The following is a 24,720-nucleotide window of genomic DNA, read 5'->3' on the forward strand; positions in this document are numbered from 1 at the left end:
GATTTTTCATGCGATAAAATCTATAAAATCCTCTCTAATAAATCCCCCACTTTTTTTGCCATTTCCTCTGGTGGATAAGGCATACCATTTTTCAGCCACCATTCCACTACACCTACGTAAGCATTTGCAACAAATTCGACAACTACATCTTCGTTTTGACCAAAATTTTTGCCTTTTGTTATATCCACGTCTTTTTTGAACTCTTCGATATTATGCTGAACAAACCGGCTGCGAAAGTACGGAGCTCCTTCACTCACCAACATCGTCGAAAAAAATAAATAATTGCTTTCAAGATATTCCATGCAGTGTACAGTCGATTCAATCCAATCCATTTCAGCTTCCGACTCACAAAGGTTAACCATGTTATTGATATGTTCTTCTATGATCTTATCCAACAGATCAAATTTATCCAAGTAATGAAGATAAACAGTTGCACGGTTAATATTTGCCCTGTCAGATATATCCTGAATGGTAATGCTATCGAAATTTTTTTCTGACATCAATTCAAGAAATGCATTTTTAATTGCATTTTGAGTTCTAACAATTCTTCTATCCACTTTTGCCATGTTATTAACACCATACTTTCCCTGAGATAGTCGACAATTTTTATTGATTTGTTGTTTAAACATCAAAACTGATTAAATTAACGATTTATATGCCTTGTTTTGTTTATATTTATATTTTAAATTATAGACAGATGTCGAGAAAACATCAATTGTAGTTTTATTTTAATTTGAAAGGATGAAAACTCGAAATGACAATTGAAAACAAAGTAATTATAATCACTGGAGCCTCATCTGGAATTGGTGAAGCAACTGCAAAATTATTGGCCAGTAAAGGTGCTAAAGTTGTTTTGGGCGCTCGTCGCGAAGACAAATTAAAAGCATTGACTGAGGAAATTCAAAAAGCTGGTGGACAAGCTGCCTATCGCGTCACAGATGTTGTTAATCCTGATGATAGTCAGCAGCCTGTTCAACAAGCTAAAGAGACTTTTGGTGGTGCCGATGTAATCTTCTTGAACGCTGGAATAATGCCTAATTCACCACTTTCCGAATTAAAAACCAACGAATGGAACAGTATGGTTGACGTTAATATTAAAGGTGTATTGAATGGTATCGCCGCAGTATTGCCAACATTTACATCGCAAAAGTCTGGACATATCATCACTACTTCATCAGTAGCTGGGCTTAAAGCTTACCCAGGCGGTGCGGTTTATGGCGCAACAAAGTGGGCTGTTCGTGATTTAATGGAAGTTTTGCGTATGGAATCTGCCCAAGAAGGTACTAACATCCGCACAGCTACTATTTATCCAGCAGCGATCAACACGGAATTGTTGGATACGATTACTGATAAGAATATTTCAGAAGGTATGACTGATTTGTACGAAAAATATGGTATCGCACCTGATCGAGTTGCAAATATTGTGGCATTCGCGATTGATCAGCCAGAAGATACTAACATTAATGAGTTTACAATTGGACCAACAAGTCAACCTTGGTAAAAATTACAAGATGAGATAAAACTAAGAGCTATTCATTTTCTAAAGCTTAGGCTGTCGAGTAGACCTCGACAGCCTAAGCTTTATACTTTGAAATTTATTCAGAGGCAGGAACAAAGAGGAGTTCAAAAAAACTGATATCGTTTAAAAGGTCTGGATATTAATGGAGAAAACAGCCAAATGAAAACTGTAATCACTTATTGAAAAAGTTATCTAAATGATAGGTAAAGGCCTTAAATAACTCCCCTTTTACGAAACTACAAAATGACACTGTACTGAAAGAAGGAGATCCATTTTATGACTAAATGAAATAACTTGCTGATTTTCATATTGACCATAGGAGTTTTCGGCATCATAAATACCGAAATGGGGGTTATTTATATCAGGACTGGGTACACAATACGTCGTATTAGTGGGAATCCTATCATTGATTCTAAGTTTGGCAACTATCTTACTTAGAAACTACATGTTTACTCCTACACAACAACTATCTAGATAAGCGATAAAGTAATTACTAGGAGCCATTAAGATATTCTTTGTTTTGTTTTTGCAATCATTTTTTCCCACTTCATTATCTTTTATTAATATAAACAAGGCTAAATTTTTCTTCGATTAAGAAAATGACAAAAAAAAAGATCTAGTACAAATGACTAGATTCTCTTTTTAATTTCTTCCCTTATTGATTCAATGATAGTACCTGATAAATTTGCTGGAAGAGATGAATTATCCTCAAAAACCCATGTATTAATTACTTCAAGATCTTCTTTTTTAAAAGTAATGCTATAATCTTTATATTTGTGAGTAAAATCAGCTGTAACCGATTCTTCACCATCAAACTCGTCATCAATAATCATATTTTTTATTTCATATGGCTTCACGATGTACTCTCCTTTTTATCATTCTTGTATATAGAATTGGCTTTATATGATTGTTTATTCATTTTTTTCACGCTAAACCAATTCATAAATCAAAAAGTCGATACCATCATTAACTTTGTGGTTATCTATAAGGGAGTTAAGTAGGTATAGTTGAGCATTCTTATTTTCTCTCCCTCACACTTCTTCATTATTCAGATAATAATACTTAAAAGGCGTCGTTTTTTACCCCTAGTTTCAGCTATTTATGTAATCTGGAGTTTAACAAATGTTGCATCTTTACAGAATCAATTAAGTTTGCAGGATTTAGTAACTCAGCCGCTTCCGCTTCACTTAAAAGTCCTTTTTCAACTGCTACTTCTCTTACTGTTAGTTTTCTTTCGTATGCTGCTAAAGCTACTTCGTTTGCTGCTTGATACCCGAAAAGAGAAGAAATAACCACGGACAAAGATAACGAACTTTCCGCATTATTCAAACAAACCATTTTATTTGCTTCAATACCATTTAGGCACTTTTCAGTAAACAGGGTAATGCATTTGGTCAAAATAGAAAATGAATCAAATATATTTTTTAAAATAATCGGTTCCCAGATGTTCAAATCCAGTTCGCCACGATCTACAGCGAAGGTAATTGCTTGATCATTTCCATAGACATCAAAACAAACTTGCATCATCATTTCAGGTATACATGGATTGATTTTCCCAGGCATAATGGAAGAACCGGGCTGTACCGCCGGCAATATGATTTCAGCGAATCCCGCCCTTGGTCCTGATGAAAGTAACCTTAAATCGCTAGCCATTTTTGATAATCCACTCGATAATCCTTTTAAACAAGAAGATATCTTTATATAAATGTCTGCATTTTGCAGTCCATCGAAAAAATTATCCATTTTGATAACAGCTACCTGTGATATCTCTGGTAAATACTCGTACATCTTTTCAGTATAGCCAGGCGCTACTCCGATACCTGTCCCCACTGCAGTTGCACCTATTACAATAGACAAACAATCTTTTTGCCGTTTTTTCATTTCTATTATTTGTCTCTTGATAAAAGAATGATACCCGCTAAATTGCTGTCCTAGAGTAATTGGTACGGCATCTTGGAGACAAGTTCTTGCTATTTTTACAACACCTGAAAATTCATCCGTTTTATTCGCCAATGTTCGTTCGATTTTATTTAAACTGATTAATAAATCATCTATATAGAAAAAGCAAGCCATCTTCATTGCACTTGCAAGCACGTCATTCGTAGATTGAGACATGTTAACATGTTCATTTGGATGTATACAATCATATCCTTTATAACCAGTGAGTAATTCATTTGCCCGGTTGGCTATTACTTCGTTTACGTTCATATTTATTGAAATTCCTCCGCCAGCGTGATAAATGTCAACAGGAAATTGATTTTCCATTTCTCCATTCACTATTTCGTCTATCGCTTGGCATATTACATCTTTCTTCTCAGGATCAAGAGCTCCTACACTATGGTTAGACAATGCAGCTGCTTTTTTTATATAGGCCATGCTTTTTATTAAGTGGGGGTATAATTCTATCGTCAATCCGGAAATTGAGAAGTTCTGACAGGCCCGCGCCGTTTGTATTCCATAATAAACGTCTTCATCAATTTCCAATACTCCGATTAAATCTTTTTCAACTCGCATTTTATAATACTCCCTTCATTAACTGTCAGAACAAAAAGAAAGGTGTTTAAATAGATTAATAATAGCAATTTAAACACCTTTCACTTATATGGAATTAAGTATGAAAATTAATCGTTAAACTCAATCACTGCTCTTCCCACGTTGACACAATTGCAGTCTTGGAAAGAGTTAAACGCTTGGTTAATATTTTCTAATTCAATTCGATCTAACACTAGCTCATCTAATTTAAATTTTCCATCTAAATACATTTGCGCAATCATTGGGAAATCGCGGAATGGCTGGGTATCTCCATAAAAACTTCCTTTTAATACCTTACCGACTCTGTGGAATCCTCCAGCTGGAAGGTTCAATGTTTTTTCTGGATTAAATGCGCCAACGACAACCACGGTTCCACCTTTTCTAGTGCTCTTCCATGCACTTTCGGTCGCAACAGTATGACCCGAGCAATCTATAGCAAAATGAACACCTAAACCTCTTGTCAGTTCTTTCAGCGCAGCTTCGACATCCACTTCAGCTGAATTAATCGTATGGGTTGCACCAAACTGTTTGGCAATTTCCAAATTAGCAGATTTCACATCACAGGCAATAATTTTAGATGCACCTGCTATATGCGCTCCTTGAATTGCATTTACACCCACGCCACCAATACCAAATATTGCAACAGTGGAACCAGGTGTAACACCTGCTGCATTCACTGCGGCTCCAAAACCAGTTGCCACTCCGCATCCGATTAACGAAGCTTGTGCAAAAGGCATTTCATCTGGCAACTTTACACATGCCATTTCGGGAACAACCGCAAATTCTGCAAAAGTGGATAATAAAGAGTTGTGGTAAACTTGCTTACCATCTTGACTAAGCCTTGTAGTGCCATCAAGCAGTGTTCCATCAAACATTGGTCCAAATGCAGCCTCACATAAATGCACATCTCCTGTTACACAAAATTCACATTTCCCGCAATATGGAACCCAGCTTAAAGCTACTCTATCACCAGCTTTGACACTTGTAACATTAGAACCTACTGCCTCGACAATTCCTGATCCTTCATGACCAAGAATAGTAGGTGTTGGCGTCGATTTATCATTCAAAGCATTTAAATCGCTATGACATACACCTGTTGCTTTGATTTTCACAAGTACTTCATTCGATTTTGGTTCACTAAGATTTACTTGTTGAATGGATAATGGTTTACCTACTTCAGTCATTATAGCTGCATTTATTTTCATTGTACGATTCCCTCTTTTATGTGAATTTTCAATACGCGAACCAAATAGCTTTTGTTTTTGTGAAAGCCTGTAATGAATGAATGGCATATTCTTTGCCCCATCCGCTTTGCTTCAGACCTCCAAATGGGCTAGCAAAGTCATAGCAACCATATTTATTAACGAAAACCATACCCGCCTCGAGCTGGTTTGCTACGCGATGAGCACGGGATGCATCACCTGTCCAAAGTCCTGCCCCAAGTCCATAAATAGTATCGTTTGCCTTCATGACAACTTCTTCTTCAGTTTCGAATGGGATGATGCAGAGTACGGGTCCGAAAATCTCTTCCTGTGCAATTTTCATTTTATTATCAACATCAGCAAAAATAGTCGGTTGAACAAAATAGCCTTTCCCATTTGTTCCCGTTGTATCTCGTTCCCCTCCAGCTACGATTCGGGCGCCTTGATTTTTACCACTCTCAATGTAATTTAAGATAGACTCCATATGCTCCTTGGACACTTGTGCACCTTGATCGCTCCTAGGATCGAATGGGTCACCACATTTATAATTTTTAGCGTACTCGGCAATTTTCGTGACAACTTCATCATAAATTTCACGTTGGGCAAATAAACGGGTTGGTGCAGAACATTTCTCACCTTTATGTGTAAATAACCCATAAAATGAACGTTCGATTGCTGCATCCAAATCCGGGAAATCACTAAAGATGATGTTAGGTGACTTACCGCCAAGTTCTAACGTTACAGGTTTTAAATTGCTATCAGCTGAGTCGTGGATTAATTTTTTTCCGATATTCGTACTGCCTGTGAACGATAATTTATCTATATCCATGTGACGACTAATATAAGAACCAACCTCACCATCTCCGAGAACTAAATTAATTACACCCTTCGGCAACACTCCTGCTTCATCAATAATTTCAAACAACCGAATAGCAGAATATGAGGTTTTATCCGCTGGTTTTAAAATAACCGTGTTTCCCATCGATAAGGCAGGTGACAGTTTTAAAACAGCCATTTGAATCGGAAAGTTGAAAGGTACAATTTGTCCGCATACACCGATTGGATCTCTTGTGGTGACACTTAAGAAATTACCTTCAACCGGATTGTTTTCACCATAATATTTATCTGTCCACCCAGCGTAATATTCAAATAAATCTGCTGCTTCCTGTACATCATCGTTATAGGCTTCTGTATATAATTTTCCGTTATCAAGCGCTTCCAATGTTGCAAGCTCTGCATGATGATCCTGAATAAGTTCGCTGATTTTCCGTAATGCCTTTCCTCTTTCCTTTCGGCTCATTTCTTTCCATGATCCCTGTTTTAAAGCAGTTTTGGCTGCTTGTATCGCTGTATCGACGTCCTGCACTTCTGCTTGTTGAAAGTCACCTAAAATCTCTCCATTAGCTGGGTTGATTGATTCGATCACTTTATTGCCTGTGCTATCTACCCATTTTCCATTTATATATAGTTTTTTCGTTGTTTTAAGCCATTCATGGGCCCACTCCAGCTTTGGCTGTTCAATTCCTTCAAACGGTTTGTTTTCTAGTGACATGAGTCTATACCTCCATTATTCTAGTAATTTTTTTATAGATTCCCGATCATGTTCAATCATTAATTTGGAAACTGCCGAATAACCCAATCGTTCCTTCAGTTCCGTGATCACTGGAATAAAGGTATTTGAAAGTTCTCTACATCTTTCTTCATTGGATGTAATGTCCTTTAGACATCGCTCCGTAAAAGAATGAGCAGAGTTTGTTAGCATAGTTAGCCCATTCAATATATTGGCGCCAGCCATTCCTTCAAAAACATTTAAGTCTAGTTCACCATGTTCCAATGCAGCTTGAACAACCCGGTCACAACCTAGGACTTGAAAACAACTTTGAATCATCGTTTCAGGAACGACTGGATTCACTTTTCCTGGAAAAAAGGAAGAGCCGGCCTGAACAGATGGCAGGTTTATTTCTGAAAACCCTGCTTCTGGACCAGATGAAAGTAATCTTAAATCTTTAGCAACTTTAATTAGAGATGTTGCTAATAAACTTAATTGCTTTGACATATTGGCCAAGTCATCGATGTTTTGAGCTGCATCAAATAAATTATCACGTAATTCTACATTCATATTGGTTACTTCACGTAATTTCCCAATGACCACTTTTTTATATTTTTCCGGTGCACCCACGCCATTTCCAATGACAGTTGCTCCAAGATTAACAGTAAGCAATGACTTGATGGATACTTTTAAAGAATGGTGACGTCTTTTGAGTACCGATGCATAACCACTGAAAACCTCACCTAGTTGAACGCGCATTGCATCCTGTAAACAAGTTCGTGAGATTGTCGTGATTTCAATAAACTCTTGTGATTTTTTTTCCATCGTATCGTGCATCTTTGTTAATTCATGATCCAATCTTTCAAAACAGCGTACGATTGCCAGACGAATAGATGTATGACATACATCCGATGTGGACTGTGAAGCGTTTACATGTTCAATGGGATGAACAGGCGTATAAGAACCTAAAGCTACTTCTAAAGATTCATTTGCTAAATTGGCTAACACCTCATTTACATTCATATTCGTACCTATCCCACCGCCTCCATGCAAAATATCTACAATAAAGTGGTCTTGATAGTCCCCTTGAATTAATTGATCACAAGCATTTACTATTGCAGTCCCAATAGAAGGGGCTAAAATACCAGCCTCCAGATTAGCTGATGCAGCCGCTTTCTTGACCATGGCTAATGACACGATATATTCCGGAAAATTCTTTAATAATTGACCCGAGAAAGATAGATTTTTTACTGTTCTCAATGTTTGGATACCGTATAAAGCATTTTTGGGGATATCTAACTTGCCAAAGCAATCTCTTTCTATACGTTTGTCAAACTTATCATTCTGACTTATTGAAATCCCTCCTACTATTTTAATAGCTTTTATCCATGTAGCCTCTATTCTACAAAGACGGATGCATATTTGTTCACATAACGAACATTAAGTTCACATAAAGAACATATCGCTATTATAGAACCAAGTACATTATCAGTCAATGATAATTAGTGAATTTTTAGATTTATTTGATTATGGTGAAATCACTGATTTTTTTATTACAACAACCAGAAATGATTGACATTCCATTATTCCGTTGCGCTATAATAAATAAATGGAAAATAATAATCAGAACACAACAAAACAAACCAGTAATAAAGAAAGTTCTTCTGTACAGGCCGTTGAACGCGCTCTATTGCTTTTGAAGTTTATCGGAGAAAGTCCATCACCCATTTCAGTCGGTGATTTGGCCAAAAAGGCAGAGCTGAACCGTACCACGGCCTGGCGTTTGATCGGAACACTTGAATATCAAGGCTTTGTGGAAAAGGATCCTGTTTCAAAAGGCTATCAGCTCGGATATGCCCTTTATCAATTAACTTCTCAACATGATCAATATGGAGCTCTCATACGAAGAGCTCGAAGAACGCTAGTAGAATTAAAAGAAGAAGTCGGTGAAACTGTACTACTTAGTGTTCCTAAGCATGATGGAACTCTAACTATTGATCAAATTGATACCGATCATAGTGTTAGGCTGGTTGACTATTCAAATACCACATCACCTTTACACTGCACATCCAACGGAAAGATTTTATTAAGTTTGCTACCTAAAGAGGAGTTGAACATTTTATTAGAGCAGACTCTTAAACCATTTTCCAAATATACAATTACGGATCCAGAAGAACTGCGAAAAGAACTTGAAAAAATTCATATTCAAAAAGTTGGAACATCAATTGGAGAATTTGATGAAAATGAAAATGCAATTTCAGCTCCTATCTTTGACAAAAAAAAGAATCTAGTTGCTTTCATCACACTAGGTGGACCGAGTTTTCGCTTAACAGAGGAAGCTTTATTACAATTAAAGGACCGGATGCTAGACGCTGCTAAAAAAATCGAAGACCAGTTAGAATGAGCTATAATATCTTATAAAACCGCATTTGAAATAAAAAAACGATGCTGTCATTTTACGGATTGTAAATGATGGCATCGTCTTTTTGTGTGTGGGTTCTCTACAACCACCTTATTTAAACGGAAAATTTTAAATATTTTAAAAGAGTTTGACAAAAACTTAAATATACAATTATAATTCAGTTATATTCATATAACGCACCTAAAGTTCATATTATGAACAAACCACAATCCCCTATAATGAAAACGCTTCCCTCTATAAGCCGCTTCATATACCACTTTTAATTCTCAAGTAACCGTCACGGTCTAGCACAATTTTTAATCAGGAGGAGATTCAATGGGAAACAATAATGCAGCACTCAATGATAATGTCGGTGTAATTAAATTAGATGATGCACCATTAAACAAATTTCATATTAAAATTGCAGGTCTTACGTTCGGGGCTCATTTCACTGATGGATATATTTTAGGGATTATTGCATTTGCTCTATCTTTGCTGACACCTCAAATGAATTTAACGCCATTTTGGATCGGGTTAATCGGAAGTTCTGCTTTAATAGGGCTTTTTCTAGGAAGTTTGGTTTTAGGATGGATATCTGATTATGTAGGAAGACAGAAAATATTTGTTTTTAGTTTTATCGTCATTACCGCTGCATCCATTTTACAGTTTTTCGCAGACAGCCCGATGGAACTTGTATTTTATAGAATTTTGCTTGGAATCGGACTTGGAGGCGATTATAGCGTAGGACACACGATGTTAGCTGAATTTTCACCGCGTAAACATCGAGGTGTGTTATTAGGATCTTTTAGTGTAGTCTGGACATTTGGATACGTAGCGGCAAACTTGATTGGCATACTCGCTGTAGACTCCGCACCAGATGCTTGGCGATGGATGCTTGCTTCGTCTGCGATTCCAGCTGTAATCATTTTGATTTTGCGAATGGGTACGCCTGAGTCACCAAGGTGGCTGATTAGTAAAGGACGGATTGATGAAGCCCGAGAAATTGTCAAGAAGCATGTCGGCCCCAATATTGTACTTGATGATGAAAGACCAGTACAAACGAATAGCAGTATTGCAACTTTATTCCGAAAAGATATAAGAAAACGCACTGCTTTCAATTGTATATTTTTCGTTTGTCTCGTTATCCCATACTTCGCCATTTACACATTTTTACCAAGTATTCTCGATGCAATCGGACTGAGTGAAGGCTATGGCACAGATTTCCTATTAAATGGTCTACTTATAGTAGGTGCAATTTTAGGTATTTGGTTAACGGTTAAATTTTCCCGTAGAGGATTCTTAATTTCCTCTTTTATTGTTTTGATCGTCACTCTTTCTCTATTAAGTGTTTTACCTAGCAGTGCAACAGTACTGATGATAATTTCTTTTGCCGTCTTTACCTTGATTATGTCTGCTGTCAGCAACTTGGTTGGGGTATTTCCAGCCGAGAGCTTCCCAACAGAAATCAGATCTACTGGTGTTGGACTTGCAACATCAATAAGTAGATTAGGATCAGCAATCGGTACATTCCTACTGCCAATGGGGATAGCAAATTTCGGAATCCAATTTACAATGTTTTGTCTCACAGCTGTACTTATTATTGGAGCAGTTGTATCAATAGCTTGGGCTCCCGAAACTAAATCCCTTACACTTAGTGATGCAAGCAATACCGGAAAGAAAGTTTAAAGGAATGACGCATTTTTAAAAAACAACAGCAAGTGCCAGCTAGAGGAACAGATTGTGACTGTTTCTAGCTGGCTATTATGCTGCAGTACCTTTCCTCTATCATGCTTTCATGTACAAATGGGATACATATACATAGCAACTGTTTAACTACTCTTAAATGTCCTAACTCTTAAACAAATTCACTCTCTACTCTTAAATGTCCTAACTCTTAAACAAATTCACTCTTTATATGCATGCGCTTACATTTAACCACCAAAATGCATGCGAGTGCATTTAAATAAGCTTAAACAACTTCTCAACCGATCAGATCTTATTTACCTTACTGGGCTAAAGGTATATTCCTATCTAAGCTATATAGAAATAACCGCCTTCACTTATCACTTAAAATTATAAGAACCATATTATAATTTCTGGATTAAGGATTGTAATTCATCTTGAAGATTTCCTTTTGAAAGAGCAGAGTGTAGAATTTCATGAACAGTATTTAAGGAAATTTGTAGTTTTTCTTCACCTAATGTGGTTAAACGTGTGTAGATGCCTCGTCGATCATCTTCGCATATTTGCCTTTGTAATACGCCGCAGCTTTTTGCTTCTAGCCTGACTACCAGCCTGGATATAGCACTTTGACTTAATCCTACCATCTCCTGTAATTGTTGTAGCCTCAATTGTTTATCGCTTGTTTTCGATAAAAAGTAAAGAACGTAAAACTCTTTTAACGACAGGTTATGCTTTTTTTGCAAAGCACTTTCCAGCTCATTCGTAATGCTCATTTGAATACTAGAAAGAGATAGCCAATTATCTAAATACTTCTTTTCTTGGTTGTTTTTCATGCACATTCCACCCTGTTCTATCCTATATAATTAAAATATGGCACTTTAATTGATTTTCATAAGGCATATAAATAGTTCTAAAATACTCCAAAGCCAGAATTTAATGGTCAAACTTATTTGAAAAAGTGCGTGCCATATTGGCCGTTTCCATCTATGTTATATGGTTCTTCTCATTTTAGACGAGTTTCTTCTTTTTGTCTAAGATTGAGTTATTCCATAAAAAAAAGCAGTCAAAATGACTGCTTTTTTTCATTAACGCATTGTAACTAAACAGGATCCTATTTCATTTCCACCCCAGTTAAGTGAAAGCTTGTCTTGATCTGAAAGAGGACCGACGCCACTTGGAGTACCGGTAAAAATTATATCTCCCTTCCCGAGCCCAAAATGCTCTGCTGTAAATTCTATGATGGTTTGCAAATCAAAAAGTAAGTCTTTAATATTTCCGACTTGTACACGCTCTCCATTTTTTAAAAGGGAAAAGTCGGATTGTTCACAAGCTTCGACACCTGGAAACGGAATAAAATCACTAACAACTGCCGAATTTTTGAATCCTTTAGCCAAAAGCCAAGGATGCTGTTTTTGTTTTAACTGTGATTGAACATCTCTAAGTGTTAAATCCAACCCAATGGCCATGGAATCTACTATTTCATCTACTTTCATTCCTGAGTCGAACTGTTTTGCGATATGTATGACAAGTTCAGTTTCAAAGTGAACGGAACCCTGATTACCCGGCAACGTAATTGACTGACCGTTTGCTTCTACGAGCGAATGAGTCGGTTTTGAAAATAAAAAAGGGGAAGTTGGTATTTCATTATTCAATTCTTTTGCATGCAAGGCATAGTTTCGACCTACACAATAGATATTTTTAATGTCTTTCATCATAAAACTCACTCTTTTCTTAATAATTTAATGATTCGAAATGTAGTTGTTTTATAGTCTCCAAAATTACAATTTTATGATTGTTTCAGTAAATGAAAAAAAACTCTTATTTAAATACATTTTATATTTTTCTGATTTTTTATACAACCGTTATACTTATTATAAAGAAATCCAAATTGAAATGGTATACCCCTCAATCACTGCATTATCCTCTAATTTGGCAACTCCAGATGCACTGCCAGACCAGTCAAATGGACTTTCTCCCCCAATTCTTTCATCGTGATTCGACTTTTTGGATAGTTAATGCAAGATACTCCTTTTTTAGAGAAATGCGCCATGATTGGTGAAGTAGAATAAATCCACATAATTATATTTAATTATGACAAAAAAAGAGCCAACAAATTGTTGACTCTTTGATTTAAAAAGTAGAAGCTAAATCTTTTGAACGTGCTATAGCATTTTCTTTAATTTCTTGTGCTTTATCAGGCATTGCTGCATGTCCTTCAACGAATACACCTTCAAAGGAAGGCACTCCGAAGAATTGCATTATGATATTTAGATATCGGTGACCCATTTCCATTTCAGCTGCCGGTCCTTCTGAATAAATACCACCACGAGCTTGAATATGCAAGGCTTTTTTATCCGTTAAAAGTCCAACTGGACCTTGTTCGGTGTATTTAAATGATTTACCTGCAACAGCTACGGAATCAATATATGCTTTCAATACTGGCGGGAATGAAAAATTCCATAAAGGCGTTACAAATATATATTTATCGGCAGCTATGAATTGCTCACATAACTCTGAGAGCCGACTTACTTTCGCTTTCTCTTCCGACGAGAGTTCTTCAAAACCCTTGCCAGATTGAAGTTTCCCCCAACCACTGAAAACATCTACATCAATTTCAGGAATATTTTCTTTATAAAGGTCAATATTCACAATTTCATGGTTAGGATTTACTTCTTTATAAGTGTCAATAAATGCTTTTCCGACGGCCATACTGTAAGATTGCTTGTCATCATGAGGATGAGCCGTGATGTACAATACCTTTGTCATTTTGTATCCTTCCTTTCCTTTTACATATTTGATCATTTAAGTTTGCCTAGGATATTCAACATTTATACAATCACTCGAACTAAAATATCTTTAATTGGTATGTATAAGATTAAATTGTTAAAAAGAAATTTGTTTGGAGGGGACTTACAAAACTTTTTTCATATTTCCTAGGCAATTGAAATTCAATTCGTGGGAAAGAGTGTGATTTTTGGATATGATAAAACAAAACAATCTGGTTCATTTTAGGAGGCTTAAGGAAATGACGAATTCAATAAAATTTGATCTGCACACTCACCATCAACGCTGTGGACATGCTATCGGTACAATTGAGGATTATGTAAAGAAAGCCATTGAATACGGCTTGCAATATATTGGGATTTCCGATCATTCTCCATATTTTCACAGCGAGGACGATCATCTCTATCCGACGATTGCAATGGCAAAAAGTGAACTTGTCCCTTATATTGAAGAAGTACTTCGCTTAAAAGAAAAATATGAAGGCAAAATTCACGTGTTATTAGGAATGGAAAGTGATTTCTTCCCTGATCACATTGAGGTCTACCGTAATCAATATCTTTTACACCCTTTTGACTACATAATTGGATCTGTTCATTATGTTCAAGATATTAGCATTTTTAAAAGAGGGCGTTGGAATGGTTTGACCTCTAAAGAACAGTCAAGAATAAAGGATGAATACTATGAATTAATACAGAAATCTGCAAAAAGCGGAGTGTTTCAAATCTTAGGCCATATTGATGCAATGAAAGGGTTTTACCCATCCTTTTCTTCCATTGAGACAGACAGTATTGAAAGAACGTTAAAAATCATTAGTCAAGAAGATATCGCCATTGAGATCAATACCTCTGGTAAAACAAAAGATTGTGGTGGATGGTATCCAGCAGATGACATTTTAGAACGAGCTCTTTTCTATAATGTGAAGGTAACATTTGGATCAGATTCGCATACACCTGAACGTATTTGTGATGAATTTGAACTAGTAAAAAAAAGACTAAAGGAAATCGGCTTTTCTGAGTGGGCTTACTTTGTTAACAAGCAAAGGATTCTCACTCCACTTTGATCTTCTTTGTCAAAAGGAATAGAACTTTTCCAATAGCTTGAGAGTCCTGTAACAATGTGTATCGGAGGGAAGGAATGATGTTTTTCAACCCTTTTGCTACTAAGAAGGGCGATGCACTAAAAAATAATGTACAGATTTCAATAATGATCCTGCTTGGAATTTCATTACACTTAAAGAATCGGTACCAATCTTTTTTTTGAACATAAAATAATCATTATGCATCCTAATAAACGATTGGTTACAAGTTTTACCCGTTCATTTCAACGAATCCCAGTCATCGCAATATTTTTTAGCATAAAATCAATATCTTTAGGGAATTAATAACTTACCATTCGTTAATCTTATTAAAAGGAGTTGATTTGGGTATGATCGATAACCCATTGTATAAAAAGAATGACGAAAACTCTGTAGAGTCAGATGAAGGTAAGCCTGTTTTCAACTCTTCAATAGGGCGATCCGAAGCCCCTCCAATAACTCCGTCAAAAGATCCTGAATTCGATCTTTTTGGCACAGTATTAAATGGGTATCTTTAATTTATACTTCCTTATTCAATATACCTTCAGAACATGGTTTAATGCATTAGATTTCAAGACCTAAAACATTATAAATTCCTAAAAAGAAGAGCACATATTAGTCACGTCTAATATGTGCTTTCCTTTTATTAAATTCAAGCGCCCTTTTCGTTAATGATATTCCTTTGGCTCTTCAGGTTAGTCTATCTCACCAGGTTCTTCTGGAATTAACACTTCTCCAATTTTATCAATTGAGTCAAAAGCTGTATTAACCAGTAAGGACCTTGTTATTGACATATCAAAATCAATATCTTTTTTAGCCTTAAGCCTTATGGTGGCTAATGTATTTCTACCCTCTAATGTTTGTTGAGATCCTTTATGGGAAAATGCCGCCATAATCCGCTGCTCTGTATTTCCTATACCTGCAAGTATAGAGTAATTTAACATACCCTTAGTTACATTGGTTGGTTGAACAATACTTGAATCACATGTACCTTCTGGTTGACATTCTTTAACCAATTCATACTTAGTGGGATCTAGCTTCAACTCTAAATTAAAGGCATTGATATCCTTCAATTCCGCTCCAATTATTTCCACTAAAAATTCTTCTCCTGCCTTTAACTGTTGTTTATTAGGTCTAATATCCAGTAAACCAGCAATTGACCTACCAGTTGGTATAAGTGGTGTTTTTCCTAGCTGTCCTGCTACATACATTAAATCATAAGCATCAATTACCCCATTGTAATTAATATCAACCTTCGATACCTGATTCCATGCTGTATCTGTTGTATCAACACCCATGTAGCTAGCAAAGAATAGTAGATCTTCATCATCAATTGCACCATTTGGTATATTTTCACCCACAACCGTTCCAACTGTTTTATCTTTTTTATATGGTCTAAATTCTTGTGCAGAACCAAATTTCCCTACAGCATCATTAATTGTCAACTTGATGTATCTAGCTGTCACATTATCGTTAAAGGAAATGGTTTTAACATCTTTATTTCTTTCGAACGTTCCATTAGTGATAATATTTTTGTACGTTTTACCATCTAAACTGACATCTAAATTATATTTTAAGATGGTTCCATTTCCAGCATCAGGTCTTGGAAGATACTCTAGCTTATCTAATTGGTAAGCTAACTTCATATCAATTTCATAGGTATGAGGCAATACATTTCCATCAGACCATTCAGTATGCCATAAAGTATTATCGTCACCATCCACAGCTTTAGACCCTTCACTGCCCGGTTGTTCACTACTTACTTTTGCTGTCATATTCTTAGGTACGTTTCGATATCGATCAAGCTTTGTTCTAGCTTTAACTTCATCACTCCAATTTGATACTCCCTTTGAATTTGCTGCTCTAACTCTGTAAGAATATTCTGTATCAGCTGTTAAACCTGAATGAACATAGAAAGGTACTTGTTCACCATCGGTTGCCTTAAATACATTTGTATAGATTACACCATTAATCAATAAATCATAAGTATTGTTACCATCAACTTCATCCCAATTTAATTTGATACTTTTATCCGTAATATTTTCATCTTTTGCTCCCAGGCCTGTTGGAACATTTGGTACTGCTTCATCCACTACATCCTTAACTTCGGTATTATTGAAACCATCTACTATTAATTTAATGGTATTTGCTGAAACATTAGTTTTCCCAACCTTAACATAGAGTTTAGGTGATGTAGTAATCTTCGTTTTTTCAAATTCTGAACCCTTTGTAGAAAATTTATTAAAGGATGGATTTTCATTAAAGAAATATACATTATCAGAACTTTTGTATTCTTCTTCAGTTGTGACTTTTCTTAATACAACATCTTTACCTCCAACTTTAACAGATATTTTCTTTGGATTTTTACGTGTATTTACAATGAATTCTGTACCTTTATTCCTGACTATGCCAGTATATCCTTTTCCTTTTGCCTTCCCAACAGTTATAACAACTCTTTCACCTTTAACATCTGAAGTGATATTGGTTCTAGTGTTTTTATCCTTTTTATATTCATTGGTTTCCCCATCATCCTCATATAATGTGAATTTTGATTTACCCGATGGGTACACGTCAAATATTCTATTATCAGAGCCATCCAATTGATTAATGGAATTGTTTTCAGGTGACATTGGAATAATAGCACCAGCCTTAACAAATACAGGGGTCTTCCATAATGGAGCACTAAAATTATTGATGACTGACCCACCCTTATACTGATCACCTGTAAAATAATCGATCCAAATTTGATTTTCATCTGGAAGGTAAATTCCGTTTCTTACACCAGCTCTATGATCATTTTCATTATATACTGGTGCCACTAATAAATTAGGTCCCCACATATATTGATATTGTGTTTCTGTACCATACGTATTTGGATCATCAGGGTATTCTAACATCATCCCTCTAATCATGGGCATTGATTTTGATGTTGATTCTTCTGCAATCGTATAAATATACGGCATCATTTGAGCTTTCAATTTTAGATACATTCTATTAATGGATGCATATGGTTCTCCATAATTCCAAGGATTTTTCGATTTACTATAATCGTCACCTGACGATGCCCATCCATCCATATCTATTTGAATAGGAGTGAATGCCTTCCATTGGTAATCTCGTGTCTGGATGACTTTATCTCCGCCAAATATACCATCCATATCTGAACCGACATTCGGATTACCTGATAAGCCTGCTCCAATGTAAGTTGGGATATGCATCTTAATATATTCCCAATCTCCTCCATATTGGTCACCAGACCATAATGATGCATAACGTTGCGTACCTGCCCATCCATCAAGAGAAATGACGAAAGGACGTGCCCCTTGGGAGTTTTCTGCTTTTTGTATTCCTTCTGCTGCTTGACGAGTTGCATTTAAAGCCATTGAATAACCTTGTCCAACCCATGCAACATCAGTCTTTATTGCTCTTACACCAGCTTGAACTTCACCGTCAAGATCTCTGCGTAAAGGGCTATCCTCTGGTAATCCGGGATCTGGATATAGATTACTTTGTGTCCATAAACCTACCTCAACATCTTTCGCATTAGCTTCTTTGACAAAACTCTTTAAATTATCTAATCCGCCATAACCGCAACCATACCCATCATTTGGTAAAAACCAACCTAAAGGCATATCATTACTGCCATATTCATTTAAATTATTTAGTCCATTTTTTAATAGTGTTCTTTGGTCCTTATGACCATTATGAGTTCCATTAAAGCAATCCGCCTTTCCTAAATAAAACCCATATTTCGGCATAAGAGCAGCTTTACCGGTTAGCTCCGTATATTCACCAATGATCTCTGGAATTGAATCTTCGACAAAATAATAAGCATCAAATCTTTTTTCATCATGAGAAAAGGTGGCTGTCTTTGAAAAATTATAAACTCCTGGCTTAAACGTATTACGCATTACACCATATCCTTCAGTACTTAAATAAAATGGAACTGGACTGGAAGCAGCACCTGCATCCCAACCGCCACCAATCGCAATATTTATTGAAGTATTTTTATGGGAATAGTATCCATTTTGTTGTCCGCCACCATAAAAATATTCATTCTCTTTTGTATCAAGAGTTTGCAATGTTTTTTCATCATTATATTTAAGCGGCTCTTTTTCACTCCAAAGAACTTGGGATTTTGTTTTATCATATAAGCTCATCTTTGAAGTAGCAATTTCAATTCTTAACTCTACAGATTTTGTAGAAATCTTATAAAAATTGGCATTGCTTTTATTAACCTTCACATTTATTTTTCCGTATTCTTTATTGTAATCGCGCACACTTTTTTCAATTATTTTTGTGACGTGATCAGGTTTATTTGGAGTCGGATATTCTGGAAAATCTCCTGCTGGGTCCAAGTGCAATCTAAATAGGTTGTCCTTAAGGAAACTAATTTTTATTTTTTCACCTGTTGAAAAATCAAGATAAACATCATTTCCGTCTTTTAGGATTTTCGTTACCAGGCCAATTTTCTTATACGTTTCATTAGCAACAGCCGAATTATTTAAGATTTTATCGTCCGAGGCTTTACCAGTTAAAGGAACTATTATTAAACATAAGATGACTAATAAAAACAAGCTTGCAAATTTTTCAAGATTAGCAATCTTCATTTTTCTTTTCAACAAAATATGCCTCCCTTACAAATTAATGATTCTCTTATTTTTTTGTCTTCTTCATTTCAACCTCTTCTATACTTGACTACACCATCAACAGCTGTGGCTAGAACATCTAACTTCTCATTCAGGACTACGTAATCAGCTATTTTCCCACTTGATAGGCTACCGAATTCCATATCTTTTCCTATGCTTGCTGCTGGTGATAATGAAGCACTGTGCCATATTTTATATAGCGGCTCACTGCTCCAACTTTTTAAATTTTTCACTCCATCTATTAGTTTCAAAGTGCTGCCAGCTAATGATCCTGTTTCTGTTCGAGCCATGCCATCTTTCATTACAACAGTGAATTCACCTAGTTGATATTCTCCATCAGGCATTAACCCTGCGCGCATACAGTCCGTAATTAGTACCAGCTTGTCCCCTTTAACACGTAACGCCAATGTTGCAATGTCTGGATGTACATGAAAACCATCACAAATTAATTCAGCAAAAGTGTTAGGATTCGTTAATGCCGCACCTACCACACCTGGGTCACGATGATGTAACCCTGACATCCCGTTAAATAAATGGACAAAGTTTTGGGCACCCGCATTAATGGCCCTCTTACAGCAAGCATGACTTGCGTCCGTATGTGCTATGCATACAAATACACCATCTTTACTTACATTATTAATAAACTCCAACGTGTTTTCTCGTTCAGGTGCCAGGGCAATTTTTACAATGGTTCCTTCTGAAAGTCTCTTTATTTCTTGAAATTCCTCATAATCTGGATCTCGAAAGTAAATAGAATTTTGGGCTCCTTTATGTTGTTCAGAAAAGTAGGGGCCTTCCAGAAAAATTCCTTCTGATTGTGCGCCAGCCAGTCCTTGTCTGACCGCTTCTGTAATCGCTAAAATAGCTTGATTCAAATCTGTTTTAGACGATGTCAATGTTGTTGGCAAAAAACGCGTAACACCAAGTTGTAAAATCGCTTTCGAAATTTCATTAACTGCTTCCGCAGTTCCGTCCATTATGTCATACCCCTTAATCCCATGAATATGGGTGTCAAATAAACCCGGGGCAATTATATGTCCACTCCAATCGATAACATCGGAACCTAAGGGAACCGTCTCTGAAAATCCACCAAATAATCCATTACACACTAGCAAATATCCACCTTGTTTTTCTTCATTCTCCATTAAATATCGCTCTGCTTTAATATAATATTTCACCTTGAATCCGCTTCCTTTTTTACGCTTATATTCCAGCTACATCTTCTTCTGTTTGTTGCTGTATTTTTTTAAATTCCTTTATATTCTCTTTACCATCTTTTAAGATTTTATCGATAAATGCATCGAGACTGAGTTCTCGGTGAAAAAATCCGCTCAACAACATAGGTAAGTTTGTTCCAGCTACTACCCGAATATTATCTTTATCTGAAGCAATCCTAGAACACACATTAAATGGAGTTCCACCCGCTAAGTCTGTAAAACATACCACTCCTGCTCCTGTTTCTACATTGTCAATAGCTTTAAATAAAACTTGCTCTAAAATTGTTACATCTTCTTCAAATGGAATAACCTCTACTTGCTTTATTTCTCCAGCAATTAACTGGACCGACTCAAGCATTCCAGTTGGAAAAGAACCATGTCCTGTTAGCACAATTCCAATCATTCATTTCATCCTCTCTTATCAGTATTTTTTGTGTAAAATATTAAAATTATAAGATATTAAAGTAAGATCCTATTAAACCGACTACAACAGTTAGGCCAATCAGCATTAAAGGAGAACGCCCCTTTTTAAGTAACCAGTACATTAGTAACGTATATAATAACGGCAGCATCGCTGGCATGATCATATCTAATACATCTGATTGGATATTTAATTTTGCGTCTCCGGATTTCCAAACATATTTAACGTTAAATGCAACATAAGTGGCAATTAATCCGCCAACTACTGTCAAACCTACAATTGATGCAGCGCGGGAAACGAATTTTGTACCATCTTTTAATTTCACAATTGCTTTAACACCTGTTTTATATCCATAGTTCATTAATCCGAACCGGACACCAAAGTGAATAATATTAAATGAGATTAGAAATACAATCGGTCCAAGGGGGTTCCCTTCTACCGCTAATGAAGCACCTATTCCCGCTGTAATCGGTAATAAAGTAAGATAAAACAATGCATCCCCTATACCACCAAGTGGACCCATCATAGCAACACGAATACCACGAATAGCCTCTCTATCTTCTTTCTTTTGTTCCATTGCTAAAATCACACCCATAATAAATGTTACTAAAAACGGATGCGTATTAAAGAATTCCATATGGTCTTTCATTGATTTACTTAAATCTTTTTTATTTTTATGGATATGCCTTAGACCTGGTAAAATGGAGTAAAGCCATCCGGCCGATTGCATACGTTCATAGTTAAAAGATGCTTGTAATAGTAAAGAACGCCATACTAGGATTCGTAATTGCTTCTGTTGTAAATCCGGAGCTTCAGTTTCATCTTCATAGTGATTAGATGCCATCGGTGATTTCCTCCTCACTAGGCTGATATTTATCTGGACCTTGTTTTTCTTTGTTTTGGTAAAAATCATACAAGGCGATTGCCAAACCAATTAATGCGATTGCCAAAATTGGCATTTCTAAATAAGCTGCTGCGACAAATCCTATAATAAAGAACATGATATATTCGACTTTCATCATAATTTTCAATAACATCGCAAATCCAATGGCTGGCATAATCCCTCCGGCTATGGACAATCCGCCAATAATCCATTGTGGTACTGTTTCAACAAATCCTGATGCTTTTTCCGCTCCAAAGAAAATGGGTAAAAACGCTATAACTGCATAAAATGTAAACAGAATGAACAAGCCTAAATAATTTATTCGTTCAATCCCTTTATAATTTGCTTCTAGTGCATATTGATCGGCTTTGTGCATCATTGGTGCAAATAATGTGAAAAACAAGGTAATTAACCCTTGTACTGCTACAGCAAACGGTATTGCCACCCCAACTGCAACTTTTGGGTCCTGACCAGCAATAATACCAAATGCTGTTCCAATCACTCCCCCAATAACAACGTTCGGTGGCTGTGCACCAGCAAGCGGCACCATACCCATCCATATTAACTCCAAAGTTCCTCCAACTATTAAACCAGTCTGAACGTCCCCTAAAATTAGACCAACTACAAGTCCCGTAACTACCGGACGGTGAATATGGGTTAATCCATTAAATAGATCGACACCGATAATCCCAGCCCATAAAGCAATTAATAATGCTTCGACTAACATAAGTTATCCCCCCCTAAAATTTACTTTAATCCGCTATTCTTTTAAAATAAATCTAATATATTTAGTCCCTTTTCGCTTGGTACTCTTCTTAAATCTAACTTCACGCCTAGTTCTCCCAAACGTTTAAATGCAGCGATATCTTTTTCATCAACAGATACAGTAGAGGAAATCTGTTTTTTCCCTTCTTCATAATGCATATTTCCAATATTCAACTGCTCAATTTGCACTCCGCCTTCCTTTAGCGCCAATGCATCATGCACATCTTTTACAACTAAGAATATTTTTTGACGAGAAGACGCTTTATGAATGACGTCAATCGTTTTTTGTAATGAAAAATAGCGTGATTGAATAACATCAGGCAATACCATATCCATTAAATTTTGTTGAATTTCATCTGTGGATACCTTGTCATTTGCAACGACAATTAAGTTTGCCCCCAGATGGTTGACCCATGTAACCCCCACTTGACCATGTATTAAACGATTATCGATTCTGGTTAATAAAATATTTGGAGCTGACATAAAATTTCTTCCTTTCATAAATGAGATTTTACGACATTTTAAGATTTGAATTCCAATTGGCTTCAAAGTACGAATTCTAAGAGTTAAAGAAGAAAATTGCCTCAATACTTCCTGTTATAGAATCTACTAAACGCTCATCATTACCAATAATATCCCTTAACAATTGAAAGCGTTTGCAATGCAAATGAAAAAAAGCAGTCAATGAACTCATGGAAATACTGGGTTGCAGACCCCGGATTCTGTAGATATATTTAATAAAAGGACGAGTGGCCATATACATTAATAAATTTCTTCACATCAAAATTATCTTTCATGATCCCTGAGCACACGCATGTTCAATCATTTTTCCTCGAGTAACTCAGGGATTTCACGGTAAGCCCCCTCGGCAGCTTCAACTTCGTTAAACTAAAGCAGGAGCGACAGGATTTGATTGAAGGCATTGAAACTTTCCTTCAATTAATTGAGTGACAACCGCTTGATTCATTATTTATTGACCCAGTTGATGAATCACTTTTTTACCTCTAGTTCCTGTTTTCATTAAAAAACACGGAGCTTATATTGAATCCTTATTTTACTTTCTCGAACCAGGAACTGGCTGTCTCTTTCAATACTACATTCAGTTCTTCAATATTTCTTTTACCTGTATCTTGTAACCAGGCACGGCCTGCTTGTTCTCCACTAATAGCAAATGATGCCACACCATCTTTCCATGTTGCCCGGCCACATAACACACCGTTAAAGGTAGAACCGGATTCTCTGGCAAATTTCAATGTTTCTTGGAATAGTTTTGCACTTACACCTGCACTCAAGAAAATAAACGGCAGTTCTGTTGCTTCACTCTGTTCTTTGAAAAGAAAGGCAGCTTCTTCTTTACTATAAACAGTTTCGCCTTCTGCATAACCTTCCACAAAGTTCATATCTATCGGAACTTCAACTTTCAACACATCAACTTGATATTGAGGTTTGGAGAACTCCTTCATGGCCCTGATCACTTTATTCGGTTTCACTTTTGCGTACTCTTTACTTTTTACATCATTATTTTCCGCATCATAAGTGACAATTTCCAAGAAAAATGGAAGATCCTCAGCCGCACACTCGGATCCAACACGTTCCATATAGACATGCTTATAGTTATTAATTTTCTCTTCTTCATCTACATCATAATAAAGTAAGAATTTGATAGCATCAGCACCGGCTTCCTTCAAACGTTTTACTGAACATTCCGGTAATAAATCAGGCAACCGGCCCACTTCTGAGGCATCGTAACCGGTTTTTTCATAGGCCACTAATAAACCTGCGTTCTTATCGCGGACCTTTGCTGCCGGCAGACCATATTCTGGGTCCAAAAGTATAGCGGTTGCAAATGGTGTTAATTCCTCAGAAACCAATTCTTTGAAACGGATGATACCATCATCTCCCACTAGATTTGCATCGCCAGACGCAATCATTTTTTTCAAAGAGCCACGTTGATCGATGGCTAATGCTCCAATCACGCCATTTTCATCCGATAAGCGTTTAAGAGCTTCTAATTTATTTTTGGTGAGATCTAACATTGGC

General features: G+C 36.3%; 21 protein-coding genes and 1 pseudogene. 6 read left to right on the plus strand and 16 right to left on the minus strand.

Translation table 11 applies throughout. The annotated features are described in order from the left end of the window. Positions 1-20: 20 nt before the first annotated feature. Positions 21-566, minus strand: a complete 546-nt coding sequence (locus ABOA58_RS16255; protein ID WP_350299213.1) for a TetR/AcrR family transcriptional regulator C-terminal domain-containing protein — start codon at positions 564-566, stop codon at positions 21-23. A gap of 188 nt (positions 567-754) precedes the next feature. Between ABOA58_RS16255 and ABOA58_RS16260 the strand changes: the two genes are divergently transcribed. Both ABOA58_RS16260 and ABOA58_RS16265 read left to right on the plus strand, forming a co-directional pair. Continuing rightward, positions 755-1,501, plus strand: coding sequence for an SDR family oxidoreductase (locus tag ABOA58_RS16260; RefSeq protein ID WP_350299214.1), 747 nt, complete (start codon positions 755-757; stop codon positions 1,499-1,501). 367 nt (positions 1,502-1,868) lie between these two features. Further along, positions 1,869-1,997: pseudogene (locus ABOA58_RS16265) on the plus strand (MFS transporter); the annotation flags it as partial. A gap of 151 nt (positions 1,998-2,148) precedes the next feature. Here the strand turns inward: ABOA58_RS16265 and ABOA58_RS16270 are convergent. The 5 genes from ABOA58_RS16270 to ABOA58_RS16290 all read right to left on the minus strand — a co-directional run bounded on the left by ABOA58_RS16270 (position 2,149) and on the right by ABOA58_RS16290 (position 8,188). Further along, entirely contained in the window at positions 2,149-2,376 is a 228-nt protein-coding gene (locus tag ABOA58_RS16270) for a hypothetical protein (protein WP_350299215.1), read from the minus strand. A gap of 238 nt (positions 2,377-2,614) precedes the next feature. Continuing rightward, complete coding sequence (locus ABOA58_RS16275) at positions 2,615-4,033, minus strand: aspartate ammonia-lyase (protein ID WP_350299216.1); 1,419 nt, start codon at positions 4,031-4,033, stop codon at positions 2,615-2,617. Positions 4,034-4,140: 107 nt separating this feature from the next. Beyond that, positions 4,141-5,343 (minus strand): Zn-dependent alcohol dehydrogenase, encoded by a 1,203-nt coding sequence (locus tag ABOA58_RS16280; RefSeq protein ID WP_350299217.1) that lies wholly within the window; start codon positions 5,341-5,343, stop codon positions 4,141-4,143. Continuing rightward, positions 5,285-6,805: an aldehyde dehydrogenase family protein gene (locus ABOA58_RS16285; RefSeq protein ID WP_350299218.1), complete on the minus strand. Its 1,521-nt coding sequence runs from the start codon at positions 6,803-6,805 to the stop codon at positions 5,285-5,287. The genes ABOA58_RS16280 and ABOA58_RS16285 overlap by 59 nt, the downstream gene beginning before the upstream one ends. Positions 6,806-6,820: 15 nt before the next feature. Further along, positions 6,821-8,188 carry a lyase family protein gene (locus tag ABOA58_RS16290; protein ID WP_434547794.1) on the minus strand — a complete coding sequence of 456 codons (1,368 nt, stop codon included), beginning with the start codon at positions 8,186-8,188 and terminating at the stop codon, positions 6,821-6,823. A gap of 223 nt (positions 8,189-8,411) precedes the next feature. Between ABOA58_RS16290 and ABOA58_RS16295 the strand changes: the two genes are divergently transcribed. Continuing rightward, entirely contained in the window at positions 8,412-9,206 is a 795-nt protein-coding gene (locus ABOA58_RS16295; RefSeq protein WP_101222278.1) for an IclR family transcriptional regulator, read from the plus strand. 333 nt (positions 9,207-9,539) lie between these two features. Continuing rightward, entirely contained in the window at positions 9,540-10,889 is a 1,350-nt protein-coding gene (locus tag ABOA58_RS16300) for an MFS transporter (protein ID WP_350299220.1), read from the plus strand. Positions 10,890-11,290: 401 nt separating this feature from the next. Here ABOA58_RS16300 and ABOA58_RS16305 read toward each other — a convergent pair whose 3' ends face one another. From ABOA58_RS16305 to ABOA58_RS16315, 3 genes are all read right to left on the minus strand, one after another. Continuing rightward, positions 11,291-11,719, minus strand: a complete 429-nt coding sequence (locus ABOA58_RS16305; RefSeq protein WP_350299221.1) for a MarR family winged helix-turn-helix transcriptional regulator — start codon at positions 11,717-11,719, stop codon at positions 11,291-11,293. Positions 11,720-11,971: 252 nt separating this feature from the next. Then, positions 11,972-12,598 carry a fumarylacetoacetate hydrolase family protein gene (locus ABOA58_RS16310; protein ID WP_350302895.1) on the minus strand — a complete coding sequence of 209 codons (627 nt, stop codon included), beginning with the start codon at positions 12,596-12,598 and terminating at the stop codon, positions 11,972-11,974. Positions 12,599-13,016: 418 nt separating this feature from the next. Beyond that, the gene (locus ABOA58_RS16315) at positions 13,017-13,652 is read right to left on the minus strand and encodes an FMN-dependent NADH-azoreductase (RefSeq protein ID WP_350299222.1); all 636 of its coding nucleotides are present in this window, start codon (positions 13,650-13,652) and stop codon (positions 13,017-13,019) included. A gap of 259 nt (positions 13,653-13,911) precedes the next feature. Here ABOA58_RS16315 and ABOA58_RS16320 point away from each other — a divergent pair, with 259 nt between their 5' ends. Continuing rightward, positions 13,912-14,730: a histidinol-phosphatase gene (locus tag ABOA58_RS16320; protein WP_350299223.1), complete on the plus strand. Its 819-nt coding sequence runs from the start codon at positions 13,912-13,914 to the stop codon at positions 14,728-14,730. 365 nt (positions 14,731-15,095) lie between these two features. Continuing rightward, positions 15,096-15,263, plus strand: a complete 168-nt coding sequence (locus ABOA58_RS16325) for a hypothetical protein (protein ID WP_350299224.1) — start codon at positions 15,096-15,098, stop codon at positions 15,261-15,263. 177 nt (positions 15,264-15,440) lie between these two features. On the opposite strand, the gene ABOA58_RS16330 is transcribed toward ABOA58_RS16325, so the two are convergent. The 7 genes from ABOA58_RS16330 to lacD all read right to left on the minus strand — a co-directional run bounded on the left by ABOA58_RS16330 (position 15,441) and on the right by lacD (position 24,716). Further along, positions 15,441-19,367, minus strand: a complete 3,927-nt coding sequence (locus tag ABOA58_RS16330) for a TIM-barrel domain-containing protein (RefSeq protein WP_350299225.1) — start codon at positions 19,365-19,367, stop codon at positions 15,441-15,443. Between the two features lie 56 nt (positions 19,368-19,423). Continuing rightward, a complete protein-coding gene (gene nagA / locus ABOA58_RS16335) occupies positions 19,424-20,572 on the minus strand; it encodes an N-acetylglucosamine-6-phosphate deacetylase (protein ID WP_350299226.1) in 1,149 nt (382 codons plus the stop codon). 25 nt (positions 20,573-20,597) lie between these two features. Then, positions 20,598-21,014 (minus strand): PTS sugar transporter subunit IIA, encoded by a 417-nt coding sequence (locus ABOA58_RS16340; RefSeq protein WP_350299227.1) that lies wholly within the window; start codon positions 21,012-21,014, stop codon positions 20,598-20,600. Positions 21,015-21,060: 46 nt separating this feature from the next. Further along, entirely contained in the window at positions 21,061-21,876 is an 816-nt protein-coding gene (locus ABOA58_RS16345; protein WP_350299228.1) for a PTS system mannose/fructose/sorbose family transporter subunit IID, read from the minus strand. Further along, on the minus strand, positions 21,866-22,642 hold the full coding sequence (gene agaW / locus ABOA58_RS16350) for a PTS N-acetylgalactosamine transporter subunit IIC (protein WP_350299229.1): 777 nt from the start codon (positions 22,640-22,642) through the stop codon (positions 21,866-21,868). Before agaW ends, ABOA58_RS16345 begins: the two co-directional genes overlap by 11 nt. 41 nt (positions 22,643-22,683) lie before the next feature. Then, positions 22,684-23,163 (minus strand): PTS N-acetylgalactosamine transporter subunit IIB, encoded by a 480-nt coding sequence (gene agaV / locus ABOA58_RS16355; RefSeq protein ID WP_251542738.1) that lies wholly within the window; start codon positions 23,161-23,163, stop codon positions 22,684-22,686. A gap of 566 nt (positions 23,164-23,729) precedes the next feature. After that, on the minus strand, positions 23,730-24,716 hold the full coding sequence (lacD, locus tag ABOA58_RS16360) for a tagatose-bisphosphate aldolase (protein WP_350299230.1): 987 nt from the start codon (positions 24,714-24,716) through the stop codon (positions 23,730-23,732). Positions 24,717-24,720 lie beyond the last annotated feature (4 nt).

The organism is Peribacillus frigoritolerans, from assembly GCF_040250305.1.
In the GTDB taxonomy this organism is placed as follows: Bacteria; Bacillota; Bacilli; order Bacillales; family DSM-1321; genus Peribacillus.